Origin of the sequence: Hymenobacter sp. B1770 (genome assembly GCF_049896385.1) — a bacterium.
Lineage (GTDB): Bacteria > Bacteroidota > Bacteroidia > Cytophagales > Hymenobacteraceae > Hymenobacter.
Window position 1 is genome coordinate 290346 of sequence record NZ_JAFCUF010000005.1, and the last position, 24087, is coordinate 314432.

Sequence of the window (24087 nt, forward strand, 5' to 3'; positions counted from 1 at the left end):
TCTCAGCGGGCAGCCCGGCAAGCGCGGGCCGCCAAGCACTTTCAACTCATTACCCCCGCTGCTTTGCCGAATACCCTTGCCCAGCGCCAGAAGATGCTCACGTTTGCCGGCGTGCTGCTAGCCATGTTTCTCGGTGCGCTCGATCAAACCATTGTTTCCACAGCCCTGCCGCGCATCGTGGACGAGCTGAACGGCCTGGAGCGGTTTACGTGGGTGGCCACGGCCTATTTGGTGGCCAGCACGGCGCTAGTGCCCATATATGGCAAGCTGGCCGATATGTACTCGCGCCGCAAGATTGAGGTGACGGCCGTCATCATTTTCCTCATCGGCTCGATGCTCTGCGGGCTGGCCGGCGAGTTTGGACCCCTGCCGCTTATCGGCGATGGCATGAACCAGCTGGTCATATTCCGGGCCGTGCAGGGCCTGGGGGGCGCCGGGCTGTTTGCCATGGCCTTCATCATCATTGCCGACTTGTTTCCGCCCGCCGAGCGCGGCCGCTACCAGGGCTTTACGGGCGCCGTGTTCGGTACTTCGTCGGTGTTGGGGCCTTTCCTCGGTGGCTTTCTTACCGACCACGGCAGCAACCTAATTCCGGGCGTGGAAGGCTGGCGACTAGTGTTCTACGTGAACCTGCCGCTGGGCCTGCTGGCCCTGTGGTTTATTCTGACGCAAATGCCCGCCCTGCGCCCGCGCAGCCAGCCCAAGCCCTTCGACTACCTCTCGGCCGTGCTGCTGATGCTGGGCTTGGTACCGCTGGTGATGGCCCTGCAGCTCAACAAAGCCGTGTACGGCTGGAGCAGCCCCTTTACGCTGGGCTTGCTGGCCGTAGCGGTGACCTCGCTGGTCGCTTTTGTGTTTCGCAGCCTGCGCCACGAAAATCCCATTCTCGATTTCAGCCTATTCAAAAATCCGGTTTTTCGCACCGCCAACGCTGCGTTGTTTCTGCTGGGTGGTGCCTTTCTCGGCATCATCATTTTCGAGCCCCTGTTTATGGTGAACGTGCTCGGGGCGTCGGCTACCCGGGCGGGCGTCAGCCTCATTCCGCTCTCCATGGGCGTGGTGGCGGGCTCGCTGTTGGCCGGGCAAATGGTGTCGCGCTTTGGTCACTACAAGCGCTGGATGCTGGCGGGCATTGTGGTGCTGCTCGGGGGGCTCTCGTTGCTGGCCACCATGCCCGAAAACGTGAGCTACTATCAGGTGCTGGGCTATTTGCTGCTGTGCGGCATCGGGCTGGGGCCCACCATGCCGCTCTACACGCTGGCCATTCAAAACGCCATCGAGCCGCACCTGCTGGGGCAGGCTACCTCGGCCAGCCAGTTTTTCCGGCAGATTGGCGGAGCCATTACGGCCTCAGTGCTGGGCGCGGTGCTCACCTTCACGCTGGCGCAATACCTGCCTGCCGCGGGCACCCCTCCGCTAACGCCGGTGCAGGAAAGGGTAATAGGCGAGGGACCGGACTTGCCGGTAGCCACCAATGGCGCCGCCGCTTCGCCGCTGATGCGGGCCGCGTTTTCAAAAGCCATCTCGCGGGTGTACCTCGTCAACATTTTGTTGGTATCGGGGGCCTTTCTGATGACGCTGTTTGTGCCCGAGCTGCCCCTGCGCAAGAGCAATGCCGAGGCGCCACCGCCGACGGAGTAACTTGACCCTAAAATTGGGTAGCTCCTTCTAGTATGTTTCGATTCCTCTGCACTGGCTTATTCCTGATGTGGTTCATGCCTGCATGCAGACTCCTGCATCCCGCGACGAGAGCCGGGCATTACACTAACACAGCGACTGCTATCAGTGGTGCCGAGCTGATTGGCGGCGTTGAAATTGACACTGGGCGCTATCTACTGTTTCACTACGAAAGATATTTCGACATTCCGAATCACAGTGATGTGTGGAGCGATAACTCGGTGTTCATTAAGATAAAAGCATTAGATGACCTACCAGCGGGGCAGCTTGTAGCCATTCCGGGGACGGCGGCTACTGTTTCCGGGTACCTGAAAGGCACTTGGTATTTCGAGAGCCGTCAAAAAATTACCGGAACCATCACCCGTTTAGCCTCCACTGCTACCGGACATCGACTAAAAATAAGCCTTAAGTATGCCGACCCTAAAGGAAAGCTGGCTGTACTGGTCGAGGACATCCTGTGGTTCCGCAACGATTCTACTTATTTCCAGGACCGAAAAGTTGACTACAAAGGCAAATACGACGACTTGCGGCTGGCATTAAAAGAGCCCGCGAAGGTTAAGTCGTTAGACCTTGTCACCTATGCCATTCAGTATGATAAGCGAAACGGGAAAGACACCGGGCTTGATACTCTATACCAACGGTTGGGCGAACTTTACAATTTAAAAGAACTCAATCTCCATTTAAATCACCTGGAAAGTTTGCCGGAAAGCATGCGCAAACTGAAGCGCCTTAAGAGGCTGGATTTGGGTTATAACCGTCTTACCACATTTCCCGAAGTAGTCTTTGCCTTGGATAGCTTGCAGGAACTGAATTTGGAATGGAACCGACTCGACAGCATCCCGCCAAGGGTGGCGCAACTTCGGCAGCTAAACAAGTTGAATTTGGGTGATAATAATTTGAACCATTACCCAATGGCGGTTAATGCCATTACTAGCTTGCGGGTCCTTGGCCTCGATAATACCAATTTGCGGTTCCTTCCTACCCAGATTCAGCAGTTGGTGAATCTGGAAAAACTGAGCTTGGATGGATTCTGGAATGTGAAACGCCGAAACCAATTGGAGGACATTACTGCACTTTACTATTTAGGAAAACTACGTTCGCTGAGCTTGAAAGACAACGGCACTATTAAAGGGCTGGAGCATCAGCTTTATGAGTTGCACCGGTTGCGAAAGCTGCAAGAGCTTAATTTAGAGTGGAATAGCGGCGTTGACCAACTTGATACGACCCGTTTGCCAAAGCTTAATGATTGGAATATTGAAAAAGAATAAAGCCGCTTGTCTTTACCTCCCCAGCCCCACCCAGCCGCGCTGCATGGCATAATATATAGCTGTGCCCACCACCAGCCCCACCAAGTAGCCATAGGGCAGCCCAGCGCAGAGCAGGCCCACCAGCAGCGCCACCAGCAAGTCGGCGGGCCGCCCGCTGATGTCGCGTAGTAGTGTAGCCAGCGTCAGGGCCTCAAATAGCAGCAGCACGCCCAGAATGGGCAGCGGAAAAATTTGCACCACTTGCTGAAACCCCTGGCTGAAGAACAAGCCCAGCACCAAAAACAAGCCGCCGTATATCACCACCGAGCCGCCTGTGCGGGCCCCAAAGGTGTAGTGGCCTACCATGCCACCCGAGCCGTGGCACACCGGAAAGCCACCCAAAAAGGGGCTCACCAGGTTCATTAAAGAGTAAGTAAAGCTGATTTTGCGCACCGTGAGGTTGCGTTCAGGGAAGTAATCGGCCGCAATCTGGCGGGTGGCCAGCACCGAGTTGCCCAGCGATAGCGGAATCTGGGGCAGCGCTAGCAGCACGGCCCCGGTGAGGATATCGGCCGTTTGGGGGACGTGCCAGGAGGGCAGGTGCAGGCCGATGGCGCGCTGCGCCGTAGCTAAATCGAGCTTGAAAACCAGCGCGTACGCCGCGCCCAAGGTAATAACGACCAGCGCGGCCGGCCAGCGCCGGTTGCCCAGCAACACCACCGTCAGCACAAAAGCCACGGCTGCCAGCGCAAAGCCGGGCACTCCATCGGCAGGCACGTATTCTTTCAGGGCCAGCGTGGCCAGCTGCAGGGCCAGCCCAAACTGAATGCCGCGTACCACCGGCTTGGGCACCAGCCGCGCCAGCGCATCAATCAGCCCCGTTACGGACAGGAAAAACATGCTGACCCCAATAGCCAGCCCGCCCCCAAAGATGACGCGGCCCGGAATCTTTTGGGCAATGACCAGCGCGGCAAAGGCCTTGAGCGGCTGCACGGGCATGGGCATGCGGTACCACAGCCCCGAAAACACCTGCATCAGCCCGAACAGAATGAGCACCCCGGCGCTGTCGACACCCGAGGCGGCAATGACGCCGATGAGCAGCGGCAAGTCGGTGCCCAGGTCGCCAAAGGCGCCGGCCAGCTCGTTGCGGTCGAAGCGAATGGGCGGGCGGGTAGGGGCGGGGCGCGGTTTGGCCTGGGTCAGGGTTGAGGGTTCCACAAGCGCAAAGGTCGGGCAGCCGCGCGAACTCTGCAGTTCGCGTCCCCGCGCATTTCGAGTTTGGTGGAAGGCGTAGAGACGCGAACTGCAGAGTCCCTACCGGGCACGGTCGCGCGACTACACGCTACTGCGGCTCGGCTTTTTCGGCCACTTCCTCGGCTACTTCGCCCAGGTATTCGCCGCTGCTCAGGTTGCGGCGGCGCCGGAAGCGCAGGCGCAGGGGTTTCAGGCGCTTGCCCAGCACGGCTTCGGCCATGTCGTGGTCGAGGGCGCCTTCGTTGTGGGCCAGAAATATGGTGGCCACGCCGTTGCCGATGAAGTTGGTGATGGAGCGCGCCTCCGACATGAATCGGTCGACGCCCAGCAGCAGGGCCAGCCCTTCCACCGGAATCACCTTCATGGCCGTGAGTGTGCTGGCCAGCACCACAAAGCCACTGCCCGCCACGCCGGCCGCGCCCTTGCTGGTTACCATCAAGATGCCCATCATGGTAATAATCTGGCCGGTCGATAAATCAACGTTGAACACCTGGGCCAGAAACAGCGTGGCCAGCGAAAGGTAGATGGTGGTGCCGTCGAGGTTGAAGGAGTAGCCCGTGGGCACCACCAGCCCCACCACCGGCTGGGCACAGCCCATGCCCTCCAGCTTTTCCATTAGGCCCGGCAGGCCGGCTTCCGACGAGGAAGTGCCCAGCACAATGAGCAGCTCGGCCTTGATGTACTTGAGAAACGACCACATGCCAATGCCCGCGTAGCGCAGAATGCCGCCCAAAATCAGGAAAATGAACACCGCCATGGTCAGGTACACCGTCACCATGAGCTTGCCCAGCGGCAGCAGCGTGGCAATGCCGTACTTGCCAATGGTGTAGGCCATGCCGCCAAATGCCCCGATGGGCGCCAGCAACATCACGAAGTGCAGGCCCCGGAACACGTATTTCGAGGCGGTTTTCAGGACGTGAATGACGGGCTTGCGGCCGGCAAATTTGCTGAGCGCAACACCCAGGATAATGGCGATGATGAGCACCTGCAAGGTGAGGTTGTCGGCCAGAAAGTGGCCCCAGGAGAACGAACCGGCCCGCTTGGTGTACTCGCCCACGGCTGCCCCGCTCAGGTTGCCCACGGCTACGCCATCGCCGGGCCGCACCACGGCCGCCACCACCACCCCAATGAGCAGGGCCAGGGTGGTCACAACTTCAAAATATATAAGGGCCTTGCCCCCAATGCGACCCACCTTTTTGAGGTCGCCCATGGTGCTGATGCCCAAGGTGATGGTGAGGAAGATAATGGGGTTGATAAACAGCTTCACCACGTCGATGAAGCGCTTGCCCAGAAATTCCATCTTCACGGCGGTGGCCGGCTCAAAATGCCCCAGCAGCGCCCCGGCCACTATGGCTAGCAACACCCAAAGGGTGAGGTTGCGGGTGAGTTTTTGTAATGTCATAATAGTTGCTAATTATTCGTTGCTAGTTGTCCGTTGTTAGTGGTCTGTTGCTAATAGATTGGGGTCAGGTTTCCGACGCTGGCAATAATCAGCACAAGCTGACAACGGACAACGAGCAACGGACAACTAATTCAGCCACCAGCCCAGCAGGGCCAGCAGCGGCAGCGAGAGTGGAATGCCCAGGCCCACCATCTGGGCGGCCAGGGCTGGGTCGAGGCCGTAGCGGTCGGCCACGGCCGCTGCGGTGTTCATGGGGCCAATGGCGGCGCCCAGCACGCAAAGGTCGACCGTGAAGCCGTGCCGCTGGGCCAGGCCCTGGTACACGGCCCACACGAGCAAAGGCGCCAGCAGCAGCTTGTAGCCCAGCCCGAGACTCAGCAGCCGCACCTGCGCCCGGGGCACCACCAGGCGCATTTGCAAGCCCACCGAAAGCAGGGCAATAACCGGAAACGGCGAAGCAAGCCGCTCTAGTACGCCCCGCACCAGCGCCGGGTGCCGGTAGCCTGCCGCATTGGCTCCCACGGCCAGCACAAAGGCCAGAAACGGGGGAAACCGCAGCACGTTGGCGCCCATGGTGCGCCACGAAGGCCGGGCTTCCCCGTACCACGAGCCCACCACCACGCCCAGCGTCACGCAAATCAAAATCGAGCCGCCCAGGCTCATCACGATGCCCATTTCCAGGCCGGCTTTGCCGTAGAGCAGCTCAAAAATAGGAAACCCCACAAACGACACGCTGCTAATCCCACCCGTCAGAATCAGGGCGCCCACGGTGCCGCGGGGCAAGGCCAGGTGCCGCCCCAGCGTTGCAAAGAACAGCCAGCCGGCCCCAAAAATCAGCCAGGGCATGAGCATGGGCAGCAAAAATCGCTGGTCGAGCTGCGCCTCCGCCAAGTGCAGAAACGTGAGCGCCGGCAGCAGCACCGCAATGAGCACCTGATTGAGAATAACGTGCGAGCCAGGCGGCACCAGCCGCCAGCGCCGCAGCGCCGCTCCCAACCCCAGGCACACCAGCAGCAGAACCAGGTTTGTCATAGGGTTGGGAGTGTTGTGCTTCCGAGTGTTTCGTTAAAACGTCAGCGTCACGTTGGTGTAGTAGTACGCGCCGTTGAAGCCGAACTGCGCCACGTTGCGCGAATAAGGGATTTCGCCATTGGAATAGCTGGCAAACCGGGCAGCGTCCACCTTATCGGGGTACACGTTGGTGATGTTGTTGGCACCCAGCGTCACCGATACCACGCGGGCAGGGTTGTACACCAAGGCCAGGTCGTAGAGAGTCTTACCAGCGAACTTCTGGCTGATGTGGGGCGGGTTGGGGCGGGCAGCCGTGGCCACTGGCTTCTCAAAGGCCGTCACGGACCCGAAATACGAGGCGCGGGGCGTGATGCTGAACTTGCCCAGCGTATAGGTAGCGGAGAGGAGCACTTTCTGACGCGGCTGGGCCCGCTCAATCAGGCCGATGCTCACGGTGTCAATTAGCAAAATACGGTTGGGGGTGCCGGCTTGCAGCTCGGCCGGGGTGTTGCGGGTGGCCACAATGTTGGTGGCGTTGAAAGTCAGGGCCAGGCTGGCACTCAGGCGGCTGCGCTCGCTGAAATCGGTTTTGTAAGTCGTCACCAGGTCGATGCCGCGGGTACGGGTGTCGATGGCATTGGTGAAGAAGCGGATTTCACTGATGTTCGCGAAAGCGGGCGTTTGCAGGGCCCGGATGCCCGTGTTGTTAGCAGCGCTGCCCTTAATCAGCCGCTCGCTGTTGATGATGCGGTCGGCGATGTCAATTTGATAAGCGTCGAGGGTAAACAGCACGTTCTCGGTAAGCTTGGCGGCCACGCCCACGCTGTAGTTCCAGGAGGTTTCGGCTTTGGGAGCGGCCACGCCCAGCGGCACCAGCCGGGGGTCGTTGTTGCGCAGCTGCTTGGTTTGCACAATCTCACCGCTTTGCACGGTGGAAGTAGTCACGCTGTTGAACGTTTGCTGCAGCGACGGGGCCCGAAAGCCGCGGTTGATGGAGCCGCGCAGCGAGATGCCCTCGGTAATCTTAAATCGGGAGGCAAACTTGCCCGAAATGTTGCTGCCAAAATCCGAGTAGTTCTCGTAGCGCAGGGCCGTGGTCAGCAGCAGCCGTTCGTTGAGGTCGCTTTCTACGTCGACGTACACGCCCACGTTGGAGCGGGTGGTGTTGGTTTCGTCGTCGGGCGCAATACCTGGTCGACCGCTCGAGCCGGGGGCCTTGGCGGTGCGCGCGGGGGAAGTAGGCGTGGCCGGCGCCGCCAGGGCAAACGGGCCCACGAAGTACGACTCCGGGCTGCCCCGCTCCAACTCAAACCGGTCGACCCGGAACTGGCTGCCCAAAGCCACGTTGAACGACTTGGTGCCGAACAGGCCGGCGTAGTTGCGCGACACGTTCACTTCGCTCGTGCTCTGGCCGAAGGCGCTGCGGCCCACGTAGAAATCGGTGGGCGAGTCGGCCCCCATCGACGGGTTGGCGGTTTTGTTAGCAAACAAATCGAGGTAGTTGTAGCCGTAGCCGGTGCTGAAGTCCAAGTTCCAGCCGCCAACCAGCTTGCGGCTAAGGCCTACTACCGCCGAGTAGTCGTCGCTGCGGCCGGGCAGCTCGGGCAGGTAGCCGTTGGGATGCCGGGGGCTGAAGTTTACGTTGTTGGGCTGGGCGTTGCGGAAGAAACCATAGGCCAGGATGTCCTTGCGCGACACCCCGCCAAAGCTGTAAATCGACCAGCCAGTTCCGCCTATTGGTAGCCCAAAATTATAGAATCCCTGGTAGATATTGGCCTGGTTGCTGCCGTACACCCCTACACTGAAAGGCTGCCCAACCTGTGGGTATATATTGCCTCTTTCAGTCCGAATCCGGTTTTCATTCGCAATCTGGGTGGCCGAGGGCTGGGCGGGCAGCGCCGGAAACGGCGTGTAGATGCCACCCACGTAGTTGTCGCTGCGGTTGGTTTGCTCCTGGCGTTGGTACTGCAGCGTCATGTTGAGGTAGCCGGGATTGGTTTTGCCCAGCTTTAGGCCGTAGTTGGCGCCGGCCAGGTACTGGGCACCGTCGCCCTCTTTAGTGATGCCGTACTGGGTGCGCACCGTGGCGATGCCCGTGCTCTTGTTCAGCCCCAGGTTAATTACACCGGCAATAGCGTCGGAGCCGTACTGGGCCGCCGCGCCGTCGCGCAGCACCTCAATGCGGTCAATGGCCAGCGCCGGCACGGCGTTCAGGTCGGTAACCACGGTGCCGGCGCCCACGGTCACGTTCAGGTTCAGGGCCGAAAACTGGTGGCGGCGCTTGCCGTCTACCAGCACCAGCACCTGGTCAGGCGAGAGGCCGCGCAGTGTGGCCGGGTCGGCGTAGTTGGCCACGCCGTTCACGCCGGTTTTGGCCGAGTTGAAGGAGGGCGAGTTGAACTGCACCTGCTGACCCAAATCGACTTGGCCGGTGGCCTGCAGCTCGCGGGCGTTGAGCACGTCGACGGGCGAGGGGCGCTCCACATCGGTACGGGGCAGGCCGCGGGAGCCCACCACCACCACGTCGGTCAGGTCGGTGGCACTCATTACCAAGCGCACCTCAATGTACTCGCGGGTGCCAACTGCAATTTGCTGGGTTTTGAAGCCAATGGCCGAAATAATCAGCGTGGCACCCGGCTGCACACGCAGCGAAAACCTGCCGTTGCCGTCGGTGCCGGTGCCGTTGTTGGTGCCCTGCTCCAGCACGGTGGCGCCCGCCATGGGCTGCCCATCGCCGTCGAGCACCCGGCCGCTGATGGGCACTTCGGCGGCAAGCACTGCGGGTGTAGCCGCTATTGTTAGGGGGGCCAACAAAATGCCGCTGGCCACCACTTCGTACTTAATGTTGAGTGGGTCAAACAAGGAATGCAGCACCCCACTCAGGGGTTGGTCTACGGCTTGCACGCTCACGCGGCGCTCAGCTCCAATGAGCTGTTGACTGTACAGGAAGTGAATATTGACCTGGCTTTCGATAATGTTAAGTACCGTCTTTACTGGCTGTTCGGCCAGACTGATGGTCACGTGGCGGGCCAGGATATTGTCGCCGGCTGGCCGGCCGGCTACTGCGGCTTCAGCAGCCAGCAGTAAAAGCAGCACCACCAGCGCCGCATGAAAAACCCGCCCGAGAGGACGGAAAAACAGTAAAGAACGGTTCATAAAAAAAATGGATTTGGTGGGAATTTTGAGATAAAGGAAAGGCGTAGCCGTGCGCTATTCGCTGTGGCAGCCGCGGCTGCGGAAGACGATTTTCTCGTCTTCGCGCTCGTAGCTGGCGCCAAGCGTTTTGCAGAGCAAGTCCAGTTTGTCGAAGAGCGATTCCTGCCCGAAAGCCAGGCTCACGGTGCAGTTGGCCAGTGCGGCGCCGTCGTAGAGAATGGGCACGCCGTAAGCCGCCTGGAGTGAGGCCAGCACCTCGGCCACCGGCCGCTCATCGAAGGTGAGCAGCTGCGGCGCGAGCTGGGCCGGTTGCGCCACCAGCTCGCGCCGCAGCTCGGGCGCGACAGCCGAATACACTACTTGCTGGTTAGGCAGCAGCACAATGGCGGGTGGGGTTGCCCGCTGGGCATCGGCCAAAGGTGTGGGGCTGGGGGCTACGCGCACGCGGCCGGTGCGCACCATCACGGCGGCATCGGCCTGCCCGGGGAAGGCCCGAACCGTAAAACTGGTGCCCAGCACGGTGGTTTCCAGTTTGTCGGTCAGCACCCGGAAGGGGTGGCGCGGGTCGTGCGCTACCTCAAAGAAGGCTTCGCCGGAAAGCGTCACGCACCGTTCCGGTCCGTCGAAGCGCTTGGGGTAGCGCAGGCGGCTGTTCGGCTGCAAGGCCACCGTGCTGCCATCGGCCAAGGCGACTGTGGTTGCTTTTGTGGTTGGGTTGGTGCAGGTAATCCAGCCATTGGCTGCGTTGAAGCGCACCACTGCGGCCCTACCCAAGGCGGCCTTTGTTCCGACGGCCGGCCGCTGCAGGGCCACGAGCATGGAAAGCCCAACCCCCAGAACCAGAATAGCTGCCGCTGCCCAGCGCAGTACAGGTGAGTGCCACAATGCGGGCTGCGGCTGCATCTGGGCCTGCACCTGGCGCCACATCTTGGCTTTGGTGGCGGCAGTTTCGGCTGGGGTAAGGGCAGCGGGCCGGGGCACGTCGCGCGCTTCGTACCACTGCTCCACCGTCCACGCTTCGCCCTCGGTGCAATCGTTGTGCAGGTAGCGCTTGAGTAGTTCCGATAAGTAGGGTTTCTTCATGGAGAGCCAGCCCAAGCGGGGCCGTATCTTCTAGTCGACTCAGGAGGTAACATCCCTAGTCGTCAGCTAAAAATATTTTTAGCGCCTGCGATGGAGCTGCCCAAAGCATCGGGGGCTTTATCTAAGAGCTTATCTGGATAGGTAAAAAGGACGGTCATGGATAGGACGTCATGCTGAGCGCAGCCGAAGCCTCTCTGCTACGAGAGTAAATCATTTAGCTATGCGGTAGAGAGGCTTCGGCTGCGCTCAGCATGACCGTCTGTTTTGCCTATTCGATTGGCTTATTACTTACTAATGCTACGCTGTGGGTTGTAGATGCGCGCCAGCAACTCACAGCGTAACATTAGTTATTAAGCTGAAGCAGTGCCAGGCCTACTACTAAAAAGTCCCTCAGGTGAGCCCGCAGCAGGCGCAACGAGCGGGAAAGGTGGTATTCTACCGTTTTGGGCGAAACCTGGAGGCGGGCCGCAATTTCCGGCACCGACTGGTGCTCCTGCCGGCTCAGCCGAAACACCTCGCGGGAATGGTCGGGGAGGTTGCGCAAGCTGGCATCCAGCGCCTGCGTCAGGTCAGTGGCGGCCACGGTCTCCTCGGTACAGCGGTTGGGCGCTTTGAATCGGTCAGGGTCATTGGCAGCATAGGTTTTGCGCACCAGCTGGGCCCGCACGCAATCAATCACCTTGTATTTCAGCGCCGAAAACAGGTAGCTATCTAATTGCTGGATATTGGCAGTGTGGCGCTTGTTCCAGAGCGTCACAAATAAGTCCTGCACCACTTCTTCGGCATCTTCGTGGCGGCTCAGCTTGCGCACGGCTTGCTGGTGTAGGGGCTGCCAATACCGCTCATAAATCTCCGCAAAGGCCTTTTCATCATTCTGCGCTAGCGCACGTACCAATTCATCATCGCCCCAGGTAACTAGGGTAGCAGCGGTACTCGTCGAGGATAACACGCGCATAGGGTGCTTGATGAGGCAATGGACTAAAGCGTTGAGTTGATAGAAAAAGAAGGGGCAAGGACAGTATTACTCAACTTTAGAGAGACGTGCTAGGCACTCGGCTTATCGATGCTCCTAACATCCTACTGCAATATACTGTTTTAAGCCCAAAATCTGTGCTCGTTAACACCGAAATCGATTGTGAAATTTTTTTGGTAGCGGCAGCCCTGTTTAGCTTGGCTATGCAGCCTTACCGAGCCCTTTGCCGTTTTCGTTTTATTATACCTTTCGTTTTTCTGCTATTTATGGAGCCTGCTATCCTGTTGCCTGCCGCCAGCTACGAGTTTGCCACCATTCAAAAAGTGAGCGGCGCCGGCCCACCCGTGTCGGCCTCCGACCAGCTTGCTGCTGAAGAGCCGCTCGAAATCCGCGTGGGCTACGAGGCCGATGGCCAGCGCCGGCACCGCACCTTGTCGGTCACCATGCGCACGCCCGGCCACGACGAAGAACTGGCCGCCGGCTTCTTGCTCACCGAAGGCATCATCCAACAGAAAGCCGACCTGCTGGGCATCATTCCCTGCCCCGACGTGCAGAAAGCCGAAGAAGCCGGCAACGTGACCCGCGCCGAGCTGGCCGCCCACGTTAAAGTTGATTTCTCGGCCATGGAGCGGCACTTCTATACCAGTTCCAGCTGCGGCGTGTGCGGCAAAACCAGCATTGACGCCGTGCGCACTGCCTCCTGCCCTGTGCTGCCCGCCAATGGCCCCTACCTAACTTACGATACCGTTCACCAGCTGCCCGAGCGCCTGCGCGCCGCCCAGGCCGGCTTCGAGCAAACCGGCGGCCAACACGCCTCTGCGCTGTTTTCGCCCAGCGGCGAGCTGCTATTGCTGCGCGAAGACGTGGGCCGTCACAATGCCCTGGATAAGGTAATCGGGGCGGCGCTGCTAGCCGACTGGCTGCCCCTGCATCAGCACGTGCTGCTGGTGAGCGGCCGTGTAAGCTTCGAACTAGTGCAGAAAGCGGCGGCAGCAGGCATTGGCGTGCTGGCCGCCGTGGGCGCCCCCAGCAGCTTGGCCGTGCAGGCGGCGGAAAGCTTCGGCATGACGGTATTAGGCTTCGTACGGCAGCAGCGATACAACATATACTGCGGGGCCTGGCGCATAGTGGCTGAAGTAATCGACAATACTGAACAGTAGAAAGTTAAGTTCTCGTTTACTGTGGGTTTGTTTATCTTTTACGGTTTTCCTGCGTAAATAATCATTCCAAATTTTAATTCCCTGACCCCATGAAACTCCGCTTTGAAGACCACTCCATACGCCTCCGTCTTTCCGAAGCCGAAGTAGCGCATTTCGCTCAAACCGGGCGGGTGGCAGTGGTGGTGCCACTGGGCCTCACCGACCGCGAAAGCCTGACCTACGCGCTGGAGCGGTCCGAATCGGAAGAGTTTCGCATTACCCACGGCGCTGGTGCCATCACCATCAAGGTGCCGGCCGCTCTGGCTACGCAGTGGACGAATACTGACCAGAACGGTCTGTCGGCTACGCTGATGATGGCGGAAAGCCAGCCCTTAAAAGTGTTGGTTGAAAAGGACCTTGACTGCCGCCACTAGCGCCGGGTTGGCTTTGCTCTGGGTTTGCAATTGTTCAATTCCGGCGTTAAGCACCCAACACATCCCGAACGGCCGTCCCCATAGAGGCACCCGAGCCCGTGTGTTTCTGCCCGGCGTGTGTTATTTCAAGGTCCAACTCTGCAAGCGACTGGGCCTTTTCGCTGGACGAAAACACCCTTGCCCTGTCTTGGCTGCTGAGAGTCCACCGCGCAAATCCTGACTGGTTTGGCAACCTCAGCCGCCATATCTGCGTCTGATTCTTCAAATGATGTTCATCCAAAGCGTGGCGGTATGGATTTTCGGTTGGGCTTATGTAGCTTCGACGCTGTGGCGGCGTTGCTTGCGGCGGCAGCCACGCAGCGCTTTGAGGCTGCTCAAGAATTAGCTGACCAGGCAATTGACCCGCCCGGAAAGCACTGCCAACCGCTGTTTGACACTCACCAGTGAGCTTTTGCAGAATTAGATTACTCCTGACCAACTTCGATTTTCAGTTATAGCTATAGTTGCTGAAAATCAATTGATTGAATTTTCATTCGAACAAAGTTCAACGCCCGGCATTTAGAGTGTCTGGCTCAGCTTGCTATTCTTAACTCACTCGTTCTGCTTGTCATGGAAAAATCCCCCGCCGAAGACCCCAGCAAGGCTGGCCACACCGAACAGCAAGGTGCTGAAGCCAACGCCCCCAAAAGCGGCGAGCGCCCCGACCAGGGCGCCGCACCCACCAACGACCACTACCGCCCCGACCCCCAAGGCGAGCGGGAGCAAAGCCCCGTGCCGGGCATAGACATTGCCATGGCCAAGTACCGGCACCCCATTTTGGCCCAGCCGCCCGAAGCCCTCACCGGCCTCCGCCTGGAAGAGCGCCAGAAAGTAGCCGCTGGCGTCACAGCTGTTATCAAATCCATGCAGTTCAGCTGGGGCGAGGCGGGCATGAACCGCGGCACCCGCGTGCTGATGAGCATGAACCAGAAAGGCGGCTTCGACTGCTCTTCCTGCGCATGGCCCGACCCCGACGAACACCGCTCAGTGGCCGAGTTCTGCGAAAACGGCGCCAAAGCCAGCGCCTCTGATGCCGACCACCGCATTGCCGGCCCCGAGTTCTTTGCCAAGCACAGCTTGGCCGAGCTTTCGCGGATGACCGACCGCGACCAGAACAACGCCGGCCGCCTCACCCACCCCATGGTGAAGCGCCCCGGCGGCAATCACTACAAGCCCATTGCCTGGCCTGACGCTTTCCAGCTCATTGCCGACAACCTGAACGCCCTGGCCTCGCCGGACGAGGCCCTGTTCTACACCTCGGGCAAGGTGCCCAACGAGCCAGCTTTCCTGTTTCAGCTGTTTGCCAAGCAGTTCGGCACCAACAACCTGCCCGACTGCTCCAACATGTGCCACGAAAGCAGCGGCGCGGCCCTGAGCCCCACGCTGGGCTTGGGCAAGGGCTCCGTCACGCTCAACGACATTCATGAGGCCGAAGTCATCCTCGTTATCGGCCAGAACCCGGGCACCAACCACCCACGCATGCTTTCGGCCCTGCAGCAGGCCAAGCGCAACGGCGGCAAAATCATCAGTGTTAACCCGCTGATTGAAGCCGGCCTCGTCAGCTTCAAAAACCCTCAGGATTTTATGAACCCGCTGCGGGCCCTGGGCGCGCTGATGGGCGACGGCACGGAAATCACCGACCTGTACCTGCAGGTGCGCGTGGACGGCGACATGGGCCTGCTGCGCGGCATCATGAAGCACTTGTTTGAAGCCGAAGACCGCAACCCCGGCCAAGTGGTGGACCGCGCGTTCATTGCCGAGCACACCACGGGCTTCGAGTCGTTTGAGCAGAACATCCGCAACACCCGCTGGGAAGACATCGAGGAGGTGAGCGGCATCAGCCGCGCCCAGCTGCTGGAAGCGGCCAATATGCTGGCCACGAAGAAAAAAATCATTACCTGTTGGGCCATGGGCGTCACGCAGCAGCGCCAGGGCGTGCAAACCATCCAGGAAATTGTGAACCTGCACCTGATGATGGGCGCCATTGGCAAGCCTGGCGCTGGCACCTGCCCGGTGCGCGGCCACTCCAACGTGCAGGGCGACCGCACCATGGGCGTCTGGGAGCAGCCCACCAAAGAGTTTCAGGACGCACTTGGCAAGGAGTTTAAATTTACCCCACCCTATGAGCACGGCTACGACACGGTCGAAGCCATCAAGGCCATGTACAAGGGCAAAACCAAGGTGTACTTCGGCCTGGGCGGCAACCTGCTGGCCGCCGGCCCCGACACCGAAGTCATTGCCGAAGGCATGCGCAAGCAGAAGCTGACCGTGTATGTGGGCACCAAGCTCAACCGCGGCCACCTAGTGACTGGCGAAACCAGCCTGCTGTTGCCCTGCTTCACCCATGCCGACATCGACATGCAGAAGTCGGGGCAGCAAATCACGTCCTGCGAAAACTCCATGGGCGTGGTAAGTCAGAACAAGGGTGTGCTTGAGCCGCTTTCTGACCAGATTCTGAGCGAAGTAGCCATTCTGGCTGGCGTGGCCATCGCCACCCTGGGCGAGCGCACCAACATTGCCGACTGGGTGGCCATGACCGAGAACTACGACGTCATCCGCGACCACATTTCGCGGGTGATTCCCGGCTTTGAGAAGTTCAACGAGCAGCTGCGGCAGCCCGGCGGCTTCTACCTGCCCAACGGCCCGCGCGAGCGCCGCTTCACCACCAAAAACGGCAAGGCTAACTTCAGCACCACCGAGCTGGAAAAGCATCACCTTGCGCCCGACCAACTGGTGCTCATGACCGTGCGCAGCCACGACCAGTTCAACACCACCATCTACGAGTACAACGACCGCTACCGCGGCATTCACGGCGAGCGCCGCGTACTATTCATGAACCGCGAGGACATGGCCGAGCGCGGCATCAAAGCCAAGGATTTGATTGACATCACCAGCCACTTCGAAAACGTGGAGCGCCGGGTCGAGAAATTCGTGGCCGTGCCCTACGACATTCCCAAAGGCAACGTCTGCGCCTACTTCCCCGAAGCCAACCCGTTGGTGCCATTGGGCAGTGTGGCTAAGGTCAGCAACACGCCCACGTCGAAGTACGTGGTGGTAACGGTGGTGCCCACGGCCGTGAACAACGACAAGCGCGTGAAAGCCCGCGAAGCGATGATGGCCGAGTAGCCCGGAAAAGGGCATCTGTCATTGCGAGGAGACACGACGGTGCAATCCGTCTCGTCAATACCAGACATTTTTAAAGCGACAAGCCCCGGTACTGCGCAGTACCGGGGCTTTTTATGTTACGTGGGTGGTCGCTGAGATGGGGGCGCACTCCGCTCGCAATGACAGGCGGTTCTAAGCCAACTCGTTCTGCTTTTCCAAATCAAAGAGGTCAGCCATCAGCTCTACTAGCTGCCCGGCATCGTCGCGCTTGCAGGCCGCTTTGAGCTGCAGCACGTGCTGCTTGAGAATCTTCTGCATCAACGAGCGGGTGGCTTCGTCGAGGAGCTTGCTTTCGGCGGGGGTGGCGCGCTTCTGGTAGCGGTCCAACTCTTCCTGGCGCATGGTTTCGAGGCTGGCCTTCATCTTCTGGATGAGGGGCGATACCATCATTTCCTTGGCCCAGCCCTGCAGGCCGGTAATGCTCTCGGCAATGATGGCCCGCACCTGGGGCACAGCCGCCAAGCGGGTTTGCAGTGCAGCCGACGCCTTGCTCTGGATAGCGTCGATGTTGTAAACCAGCACACCGGGCACTTGCTCCACATCGGAGGCAATGCTGCGGGGCACGCTCAGGTCCACAAAAAACTTGAAGCTGAGCACGTCAAGGTGCTCCACTAACTCGCGGGTGAAAAAAGGCTCGGCGCGGTTGATGGAGGAGATGATGACATCGGCCTCCTTCAGGGCGGGCACCAGGTTTTCGAAGTCCACCAAGCGCATGCCGCATTCTTCGGCCAGCGCCTCGGCCTTGCCGCGGGTGCGGTTGCAGATGGTGATGTCGCCAAAGCCTTTGCTCGCAGCCAGGTGGCGGCACACATCAGCCCCGATTTCACCCAGGCCCACTACCAGCACGCGGGGGTTGGCCACATCGGCCGTCAACTCTTCAACCAATTCGAGGGCGGCGTAGCTGATGGATGCAGCCCCGTCGCGGAAGCTGGTTTCGGTCTGCACGCGCTTGTTGGTGAAGAACACCGTGTGCAGCAGGCGGTGCAGAAACGGCCCCGCCGCGTCGGCATCGGCCGACCACTGATAGGCCGTCTTTACCTGGTTGCTGATTTGCAGATCGCCCACGACCTGGGCATCGAGGCCCATGGCCACCTCGAAGAGGTGCTGGGTGGCGGCACCGGTGTCGAGGAGCAGGTCGAAGTAGGGAAGGAAGGCGCCGATGTCGGCGCGGTCCTTCAGGTAGCCGAGGGCAAGAATGATTTCGCGGCTGCGGTCGTCTTCGGCCGCGTAGTATACCTCGGTGCGATTACAAGTACTCAGCACCAGCAGGTCGGAAAGACCCAGGTCGTGGTGCAGGGTGTGCAGGAAACGGCGGCAAGCGGCCTCGTCCAGCGAAAGCAGCTCGCGGATGGCCAGCGGAGCTTTCTTAAAGGATAGGCTAACGGCCTTGAACGGATGCGACATAGACTGAATCGGCACGAAACCGGACCACAAAATTACGGCAGGAATCGTCAAGAATGAAACAGCCAGAGCAATACTCCGGTTCGGGGCTGTTAGTATTTAGCCGAGAAACCTCCGGGAGGGTCCTCGTACCTTTGTGTCATGTCCTCAACAAACCCAACCGTTACCGATTCTCCACGCGCTGCCGACCCCATTGTCGCGGCTTCGGGCGGGAGCGGGGTAGTCGGCAAAACGGCTTCTACTGGTCCCAAGGCTCCAAAAGCACCAGATGGTGCCGGCAATGCCACCCCCAGCGTAACCACGCCCATGGCCTGGGTGCTGCTGTTTGTGCTGGCCAGCATCTGGGGCACGTCATTTATTCTGATGAAAAAAGGATTAGTCGTGTTTTCGGCCATGGAGCTGGGTGCCACCCGCGTGAGCGTGGCAGCGCTGCTGCTGCTGCCCTTTGCCCTGCGCCACGTGGGCACGGTAGAGCGCAGCCGCTTCAAGTGGCTGGCGGTGAGCGGGGTAGTAGGCACGCTTATTCCGGCGTTTCTGTTTGCCTACGCCGAAACCAAGCTGGCCTCCGGGCTGGCGGGCGTGCTCAATGCCCTCACGGTAGTATTTACGCTGCTGGTAGGCGCCTTTCTGTTTGGGCAGCGGCTCACGGCGCTGCGGGTGCTGGGCATCTCACTGGGGCTGGCGGGCACGGTGGTGATGCTGCTGCTGGGCGGCAGTGGCGGTACCGACACGCCTACTGGCGAGGGCAATGCCTGGTACGGCATCTATATCCTGATTGCCACCATGGGCTACGGGGTGAGCGTCAACGTTATCAAGTACAAACTGGGTGGCCTGACGCCCATGGCCGTGACGGCGGTGCTGCTGCTGCTTGTTGGCGGGCCGGCGCTGGCATACCTGCTGGTGGGCACGGACTTTCTGCACAAGCTGACCCATGTGCGCGGCGCCTGGACGGCCTTTGGCTACATTGCCCTGCTGGCTACCATGAGCACGGCGGTGGCCATGGTGCTCTTCAACCGGCTTATTCAGCAGTCAACGGCGCTGTTTGCATCTTCCAGCACTTATTTAATTCCGATTGTGGCCCTGGCCTGGGGCGCGCTGGATGGTGAGGCCTTCAACCTCTGGCACTTTGCCGGCATGGTAATTATTCTGGCGGGCGTGCTCATTATTCACCGCGCTAAATAGCGCCGGGCTTCTCTAAAAAGCAGCGGTAATGGCAAGTTGCCCCCACCGGTGCGTGCGGCCCCCCGCAAACTCCGGCGACACCCAAGTTGAGTTAGCCGCCAGGCTGAAGCCCTTATAGGCCACTGCCAACCCGGTGGTGTTGCGCAGCACAGCGCGCTCTACACCCCCGGCTGCCAGCACGTAGGGGTTCGATTGATTGAGAAGCCCGCCCTGTAGCGTCGCGTTATATCCTACCAAGCGCCCTTCCAGCGAGGTGTGAGCGTAGAGCTGCCACTGCTGCTGGCCGGCCCGGCTCGTAGCTCCCGCCACGCCCAGGCTGGAAAAGTAGGGCTGCAGCAAGCCCATGCGCAGCTGGGCCCCGGCGCTGGCATGCGTGTAGAGCGTGCCCAGCGAAGCCTCGGCCGTGCCAATGACCTCGGCCACGCCGCCGGCGGCTAGCAATTGCCGCTCATACCCTAAGCGGTAGCCCAGCACGGCATCGGTTTGAATCTGGTAGTCCCAGCCGCGCGGCGTGGGGTCGTTAGTGGCGCGGTGAATGGCCGTTTGAAACTCTTTGCCCAGGGCAGCAGGGCCAATAAAACCAACCTCCAGAGCCGAGGTCAGCCGTTGCCGCTGGGTGAGTTGGTTGCTGACGCGAAAGAACGAAGCGTACATGTACGCCGCGTAAGGCCGGTCGCCGACGCGAATAAACGGGTCCTGAATGCGCAAGGGCGTGAAGCCGTGGTAGCGCAACGTCAGGCCGTGGTACTGCGTGCTGCCGGCCGGCCCCCGCAGCAGGAGCCGTTGGGTGGGAAGGTGGGCTAGGCTGGGCAGCACCAGCGTGAGCGTCATGCCCTGGGTGAAATAGTAATCGGTGCGGTAGAAAAAATCGTTGGCGTAGGTGTAGCGCAGCAGGCGGTCGGGGCTGGTGGGGTGCAGCGTATCGGGCGGGGCAGGGGCGGCCCACGCATGGCTTGCGCCGGTCAGCAGCCATACTAAAAGAAACGAAAGCGGGAAGCGCATGGCGGGAGCAGATAAGAAGCCGATGGGCTCCTGCGGGGCACATACGGCGGGGCAGGGGCTTATGGGTTGAGACCCGCCTACATTTCCGGGCCCACGTAGGGCCACTCCTGAAAGCGGGCTGGCAGGCCAGCTTGCCGGGCGTTGCCGCGCACGTAGGCCAGTACCCGGGCGAGTTCGGGCTCGTCCTGCACGGGGTAGTCGAACCAGCCCACCTGCCAGAACTCGGCTTCGGGCGGTAGCTTGGGGCGCACTAGGCGGCGGCAGTTGGTGCCGGTGCGCAGGTGTAGCAGGTTGATGGCTTTGGCGAACGACAGCCGGCTGCTGGCCGGCAAGTGCAGCACAAGGTGTGCGTGGTTGGGCAGAATGGCGAAGGCGGGAACCGCAAAGCCGGTTTCTTCCAGCATCATGATTTCGCCCGCCAGCACTTCGGCCAGCTTCTCGTTTTCGAAAAAAGCAGGGCCAATGGGGGCACGGTCGAGCACGGCGTCGAACTTGACGAAAAACTGTTTCTGAGCGCGGTGGTGCGTGCTGCTGGCCTCCTGGGCCTGGCGCAGCTCCGCTTTCAGGGCACGGCCGGTAGTAGCCGGGATGGAACCGTGCAAGCGGAAGGTAAGAAAAGAGGTTTCGCCGGCGGGAAGGGGCATAGAAGGGGGGGGCAGTAAAGTAAAAGCAGGTTAGTATTCTCGGAAAGCTAATCCCACTAACTAACAGCTCTACTGGGCTGCTGAATTTCTTCCTGTTGCATAGGCCAAAAGCCCACGCTTCTGATGAAGTTGAATTTGCACTTTACTGACATAAATAAGCTATCAACTGAGCAGGCTTGTTGTCGAAAAGTATGTTTTTAGCACAAAAAATCATTTTTTTGGCTTTGCTGACGACCAAAAACAGCCTTTACCGTAAAATGAGAATGGTCCTTCTACCCAGGGGCACAGCGGGCACGGCTTATCCAGCACAGTGGTTTATGAGTGACATTTTTCAATTGAAGGAAAGCGAGCAGCGGTTCCGTGCCCTGTTTGAGAATAACCCCGATTTGGTCTTATTTCAGGACCGGGAAGGCATCATTTTCGACGCCAATCCGGCGTACCTGAACGTTCTGGAAAAGTCTAGGGATGAGGTAGTAGGCCGCCCTTTTGAAGAGTTTTTGCCACCGCACCTGCGGGGCCTGTTTACGCAAAAGTTGCGGGAGGCCTTTGAGGGCCATAAAGTGCAGTTTGACTCGGAAGTCCGGTTTGTGGACACTGCCCGCACCTTCATGCTATCGGTAACCAAGGTGCCGTTGGTGGTGGAGGGCGCCATTACGGGCGTACACGCCGTACTACGCGACATGACCGAGGTGTACGCCTCGCATCAGGTCATTCGCGAACAAGCGCACAAGCTTAACACCATCTTCGAGAGCATCACCGATGCTTTCTTTCTGCTGGACTCGCAGTGGCGCTACACCTTCGTGAACAGCGAAGTCGAGCGGCTGCTGGGTATAAAGCGTGAGGACTTGTTGGGCCGCACCATGCAGGAAGTATTTCCTGAGGAGCAGAACGGCGTGTTTGAGGAGCGTTTTCAGCACGCCATCAAAACCAAGCAGGCCGTGCATTTCCAAGCTTATTTCGAGCGGATGAAGTTGTGGCTGGAAGTCAAGGCCTTTCCATCGATGGAAGGGCTGTCGGTCTATTTTTCCGATGTTACCGACGCGGTGCGCTCGCAGGAAGAGCTGTACCGGCAAAACCAGGATTTGCAGCAGTTCACCTATATCGTGTCGCACAACCTGCGCGCGCCCCTGGCCAATGCCCTGGGATTGGTTGACTTGCTAGGCAGCCTCGACAAGAGTTCACCCGACTACGACGAAGCACTCCACAACCTGAAAGCCAGCACCCAGCAGCTGGATGCGGTGTTGCGCGACATGAACACCATTCTATCGATTCGGGACAAGCAGGACGTGAACGAGCCCGAACACGTGCCCCTGATTGATGTGGTGCAGCAAGCCCGCCTGAACCTGGAAGAGGCACTGGTGCAGTGCAAGGCCGAGGTAGTTATCAATATTTCGGCCGATTTGCGCGTGCTCGGGAACCGTGCGTACCTGTATAGCATTTTCTTTAATCTATTCTCTAACTCAATAAAGTACCGCTCCGAAAAGCGTCCGCTGCGGATTAGCGTAACGGCCACGGGGCGGCCCAGCCAGGGCGTCCGCGTGCTGTTTGCCGACAATGGGTCGGGCTTTGATACTGAAAAAGCCGGCCCCGACATCTTTCGCCTCTATAAGCGGTTTCACACTGCCCAATCCGGCCGCGGCATGGGCTTGTACCTCGTGAAAACCCACGTAGAAACCATGGGCGGCAAGATTGAAGTAAGCAGCACCGTGGACCAGGGCACCGAATTTATCTTGAACTTACGCTGATTCCAGCATGCATATTTTATTAATTGACGATGACTCCATCGGCCTGTTTCTTAACGAACGACTGCTGAAACGCGAAGGCTTTACCGGGAGCATCACCTCTTTTTCTTCTGCCCAAGACGCCCTGGGGTTCGTGCAAACAGCTGAGCCAAATAGCCTCCCCCAACTTATCCTTCTGGACCTCAACATGCCGGTGATGGACGGCTGGGACTTTCTCGAAGCCCTGAGGCCGCAGGAAAGTCTGCTGCTGGGGCGTTGCCATGTGTACATTCTTACGTCCTCGCTGGCCCAGTCTGATGCCACCCGAATCCGCGATTTCCCATTGGTGACCGGCCTCATTCACAAGCCCTTGGATGCTCCCCAGATTCAAGCCGTGCGCGCCCAGGTAGAAACTGCCAACAGCCTCCAATAAGGGTTGCGTGCTGCCCTTGCCGTACACGGCTATAAGGGCAGACGGATGTAGAAAGTAGTGCCCTGGTTTTCCTGGCTCTCAAACGAGATGGTGCCGTTGTGCAGCCGCACCAGCGACTGAATAATGGACATACCCAGGCCCGTGGTTTTTTCCCCGAGCAAGCCCGGCCGCCGGGCTTTGGTGAACTTCTCAAACAGCACGGGCTGCATTTTCTCGGGGATGCCGATGCCGTCGTCGGTCACGGTCACCAGCACATGGTCCTGTTCCTGCTCCAGGGTCAGGGAGATGTGCCCGCCTTCCCGGGTAAACTTGATGGCGTTGGACAAGAGATTGTTTACAACCTGCAAAAACTTGTTGTTGTCGAGCTCTATGTAAATTTCCTCGGGCGTGCTGCTGAAACTGAAGCGCTTGGCCACTAGGTGCTCCGACCGCTGGTAGGTTTCCATCACCTGGCGCAGGCTGGCCGCCAAGTCGAACCGGGTCCGCTTGAGCTGCACGCTGGCCGACTCTGCAAACTCGCTGTCGACAAACTCGCGGATGAGGTTCACGCTGTCACGGCAGGTGTCCTGCATCACGGTCACCATCTTTTCGAGCTGGGGGTCTTGCAACGACTGGGTTCGCTCTTGGAAAAAGGTGGCCAGCTGCTGCAGCATATTGAACGGCCCGGCCAGGTCGTGCGAGAGAATCTCCAGCGTGGTGTTCTTTTTGGCCATGAACTTGTCGGCGTTGCGCGTGTACTCGTGGTCCACGGTTACGTCCTGCACGCTGCCGCACAGCAGCACCTGCCCGTCGCTGGCCACGGTGCGGCGGGCGCGCATGCACAGCCATTGAATGGGCGCATTGGGCTGCCGCTGCATGCGCAGCAGCAGGTCGTCGTGCATTTCGCCGTTGGCCAGGTCAGTCAGGCAGCTGAGGGCGTATTGCTGGTCTTCGGGCGGCAGGCAGCTCAGCAGCCACAGCAGGTCGTCGTTGATGGTGGCCAGTTTGGCCGGAGCGAACATCCGCTCGTAGGTGTCGTTGACGTAGAGTACTTGACCGGTGCTGACGCTGTAGGCGAAAAGAAGCACAGGACTTCCCTCCAGCATGTGGCGAAACACTTCTAATTGGTCAAGCATAGTATATCG

The 24087-nt window shown here is 59.7% G+C and carries 18 protein-coding genes; 8 read left to right on the forward strand and 10 right to left on the reverse strand.

All coding sequences use genetic code 11. The features are described 5' to 3' along the window. Positions 1 to 63 precede the first annotated feature (63 nt). A complete protein-coding gene (locus ACP7AJ_RS12515; protein ID WP_426060545.1) occupies positions 64 to 1641 on the forward strand; it encodes an MDR family MFS transporter in 1578 nt (525 codons plus the stop codon). A 32-nt stretch (positions 1642 to 1673) separates the two neighbouring features. Next, positions 1674 to 2945: a leucine-rich repeat domain-containing protein gene (locus ACP7AJ_RS12520; protein WP_426060546.1), complete on the forward strand. Its 1272-nt coding sequence runs from the start codon at positions 1674 to 1676 to the stop codon at positions 2943 to 2945. A 12-nt stretch (positions 2946 to 2957) separates the two neighbouring features. Here the strand turns inward: ACP7AJ_RS12520 and ACP7AJ_RS12525 are convergent, their stop codons facing one another. The 6 genes from ACP7AJ_RS12525 to ACP7AJ_RS12550 all read right to left on the reverse strand — a co-directional run bounded on the left by ACP7AJ_RS12525 (position 2958) and on the right by ACP7AJ_RS12550 (position 11785). Further along, positions 2958 to 4142: a putative sulfate/molybdate transporter gene (locus tag ACP7AJ_RS12525; RefSeq protein ID WP_426060547.1), complete on the reverse strand. Its 1185-nt coding sequence runs from the start codon at positions 4140 to 4142 to the stop codon at positions 2958 to 2960. Between the two features lie 124 nt (positions 4143 to 4266). Next, the gene (locus ACP7AJ_RS12530) at positions 4267 to 5580 is read right to left on the reverse strand and encodes a cation:dicarboxylate symporter family transporter (protein ID WP_426060548.1); all 1314 of its coding nucleotides are present in this window, start codon (positions 5578 to 5580) and stop codon (positions 4267 to 4269) included. Positions 5581 to 5706: 126 nt separating this feature from the next. After that, the gene (locus ACP7AJ_RS12535) at positions 5707 to 6612 is read right to left on the reverse strand and encodes an AEC family transporter (protein ID WP_426060549.1); all 906 of its coding nucleotides are present in this window, start codon (positions 6610 to 6612) and stop codon (positions 5707 to 5709) included. Positions 6613 to 6645: 33 nt separating this feature from the next. Further along, on the reverse strand, positions 6646 to 9747 hold the full coding sequence (locus ACP7AJ_RS12540; RefSeq protein ID WP_426060550.1) for a TonB-dependent receptor domain-containing protein: 3102 nt from the start codon (positions 9745 to 9747) through the stop codon (positions 6646 to 6648). Positions 9748 to 9801: 54 nt separating this feature from the next. Then, positions 9802 to 10830, reverse strand: coding sequence for a FecR family protein (locus ACP7AJ_RS12545; RefSeq protein WP_426060551.1), 1029 nt, complete (start codon positions 10828 to 10830; stop codon positions 9802 to 9804). A 343-nt stretch (positions 10831 to 11173) separates the two neighbouring features. Further along, a complete protein-coding gene (locus ACP7AJ_RS12550) occupies positions 11174 to 11785 on the reverse strand; it encodes an RNA polymerase sigma factor (protein WP_426060552.1) in 612 nt (203 codons plus the stop codon). Between the two features lie 284 nt (positions 11786 to 12069). Between ACP7AJ_RS12550 and fdhD the strand changes: the two genes are divergently transcribed. From fdhD to ACP7AJ_RS12565, 3 genes are all read left to right on the forward strand, one after another. Next, a complete protein-coding gene (gene fdhD / locus ACP7AJ_RS12555; RefSeq protein ID WP_426060553.1) occupies positions 12070 to 12963 on the forward strand; it encodes a formate dehydrogenase accessory sulfurtransferase FdhD in 894 nt (297 codons plus the stop codon). A gap of 89 nt (positions 12964 to 13052) precedes the next feature. Next, positions 13053 to 13376, forward strand: a complete 324-nt coding sequence (locus ACP7AJ_RS12560) for a DUF7009 family protein (protein ID WP_426060554.1) — start codon at positions 13053 to 13055, stop codon at positions 13374 to 13376. A gap of 609 nt (positions 13377 to 13985) precedes the next feature. Beyond that, on the forward strand, positions 13986 to 16541 hold the full coding sequence (locus ACP7AJ_RS12565) for an FdhF/YdeP family oxidoreductase (RefSeq protein ID WP_426060555.1): 2556 nt from the start codon (positions 13986 to 13988) through the stop codon (positions 16539 to 16541). 171 nt (positions 16542 to 16712) lie between these two features. On the opposite strand, the gene hemA is transcribed toward ACP7AJ_RS12565, so the two are convergent. After that, positions 16713 to 17984: a glutamyl-tRNA reductase gene (gene hemA / locus ACP7AJ_RS12570; RefSeq protein WP_426060556.1), complete on the reverse strand. Its 1272-nt coding sequence runs from the start codon at positions 17982 to 17984 to the stop codon at positions 16713 to 16715. A 138-nt stretch (positions 17985 to 18122) separates the two neighbouring features. Between hemA and ACP7AJ_RS12575 the strand changes: the two genes are divergently transcribed. Then, positions 18123 to 19163 (forward strand): DMT family transporter, encoded by a 1041-nt coding sequence (locus ACP7AJ_RS12575; protein ID WP_426060557.1) that lies wholly within the window; start codon positions 18123 to 18125, stop codon positions 19161 to 19163. A gap of 12 nt (positions 19164 to 19175) precedes the next feature. On the opposite strand, the gene ACP7AJ_RS12580 is transcribed toward ACP7AJ_RS12575, so the two are convergent. Both ACP7AJ_RS12580 and ACP7AJ_RS12585 read right to left on the reverse strand, forming a co-directional pair. Further along, entirely contained in the window at positions 19176 to 20165 is a 990-nt protein-coding gene (locus ACP7AJ_RS12580; protein ID WP_426060558.1) for a lipid A deacylase LpxR family protein, read from the reverse strand. A 77-nt stretch (positions 20166 to 20242) separates the two neighbouring features. Next, positions 20243 to 20809 carry a transposase gene (locus ACP7AJ_RS12585; protein ID WP_426060559.1) on the reverse strand — a complete coding sequence of 189 codons (567 nt, stop codon included), beginning with the start codon at positions 20807 to 20809 and terminating at the stop codon, positions 20243 to 20245. Between the two features lie 317 nt (positions 20810 to 21126). Here ACP7AJ_RS12585 and ACP7AJ_RS12590 point away from each other — a divergent pair, with 317 nt between their 5' ends. Together ACP7AJ_RS12590 and ACP7AJ_RS12595 are read left to right on the forward strand one after the other, a co-directional pair. Next, positions 21127 to 22554 carry a PAS domain S-box protein gene (locus ACP7AJ_RS12590; RefSeq protein ID WP_426060560.1) on the forward strand — a complete coding sequence of 476 codons (1428 nt, stop codon included), beginning with the start codon at positions 21127 to 21129 and terminating at the stop codon, positions 22552 to 22554. Positions 22555 to 22561: 7 nt separating this feature from the next. Next, on the forward strand, positions 22562 to 22963 hold the full coding sequence (locus ACP7AJ_RS12595) for a response regulator (RefSeq protein WP_426060561.1): 402 nt from the start codon (positions 22562 to 22564) through the stop codon (positions 22961 to 22963). 29 nt (positions 22964 to 22992) lie between these two features. Here the strand turns inward: ACP7AJ_RS12595 and ACP7AJ_RS12600 are convergent, their stop codons facing one another. Beyond that, positions 22993 to 24078 carry an ATP-binding protein gene (locus ACP7AJ_RS12600; RefSeq protein WP_426060562.1) on the reverse strand — a complete coding sequence of 362 codons (1086 nt, stop codon included), beginning with the start codon at positions 24076 to 24078 and terminating at the stop codon, positions 22993 to 22995. Between the last annotated feature and the right edge of the window lie 9 nt (positions 24079 to 24087).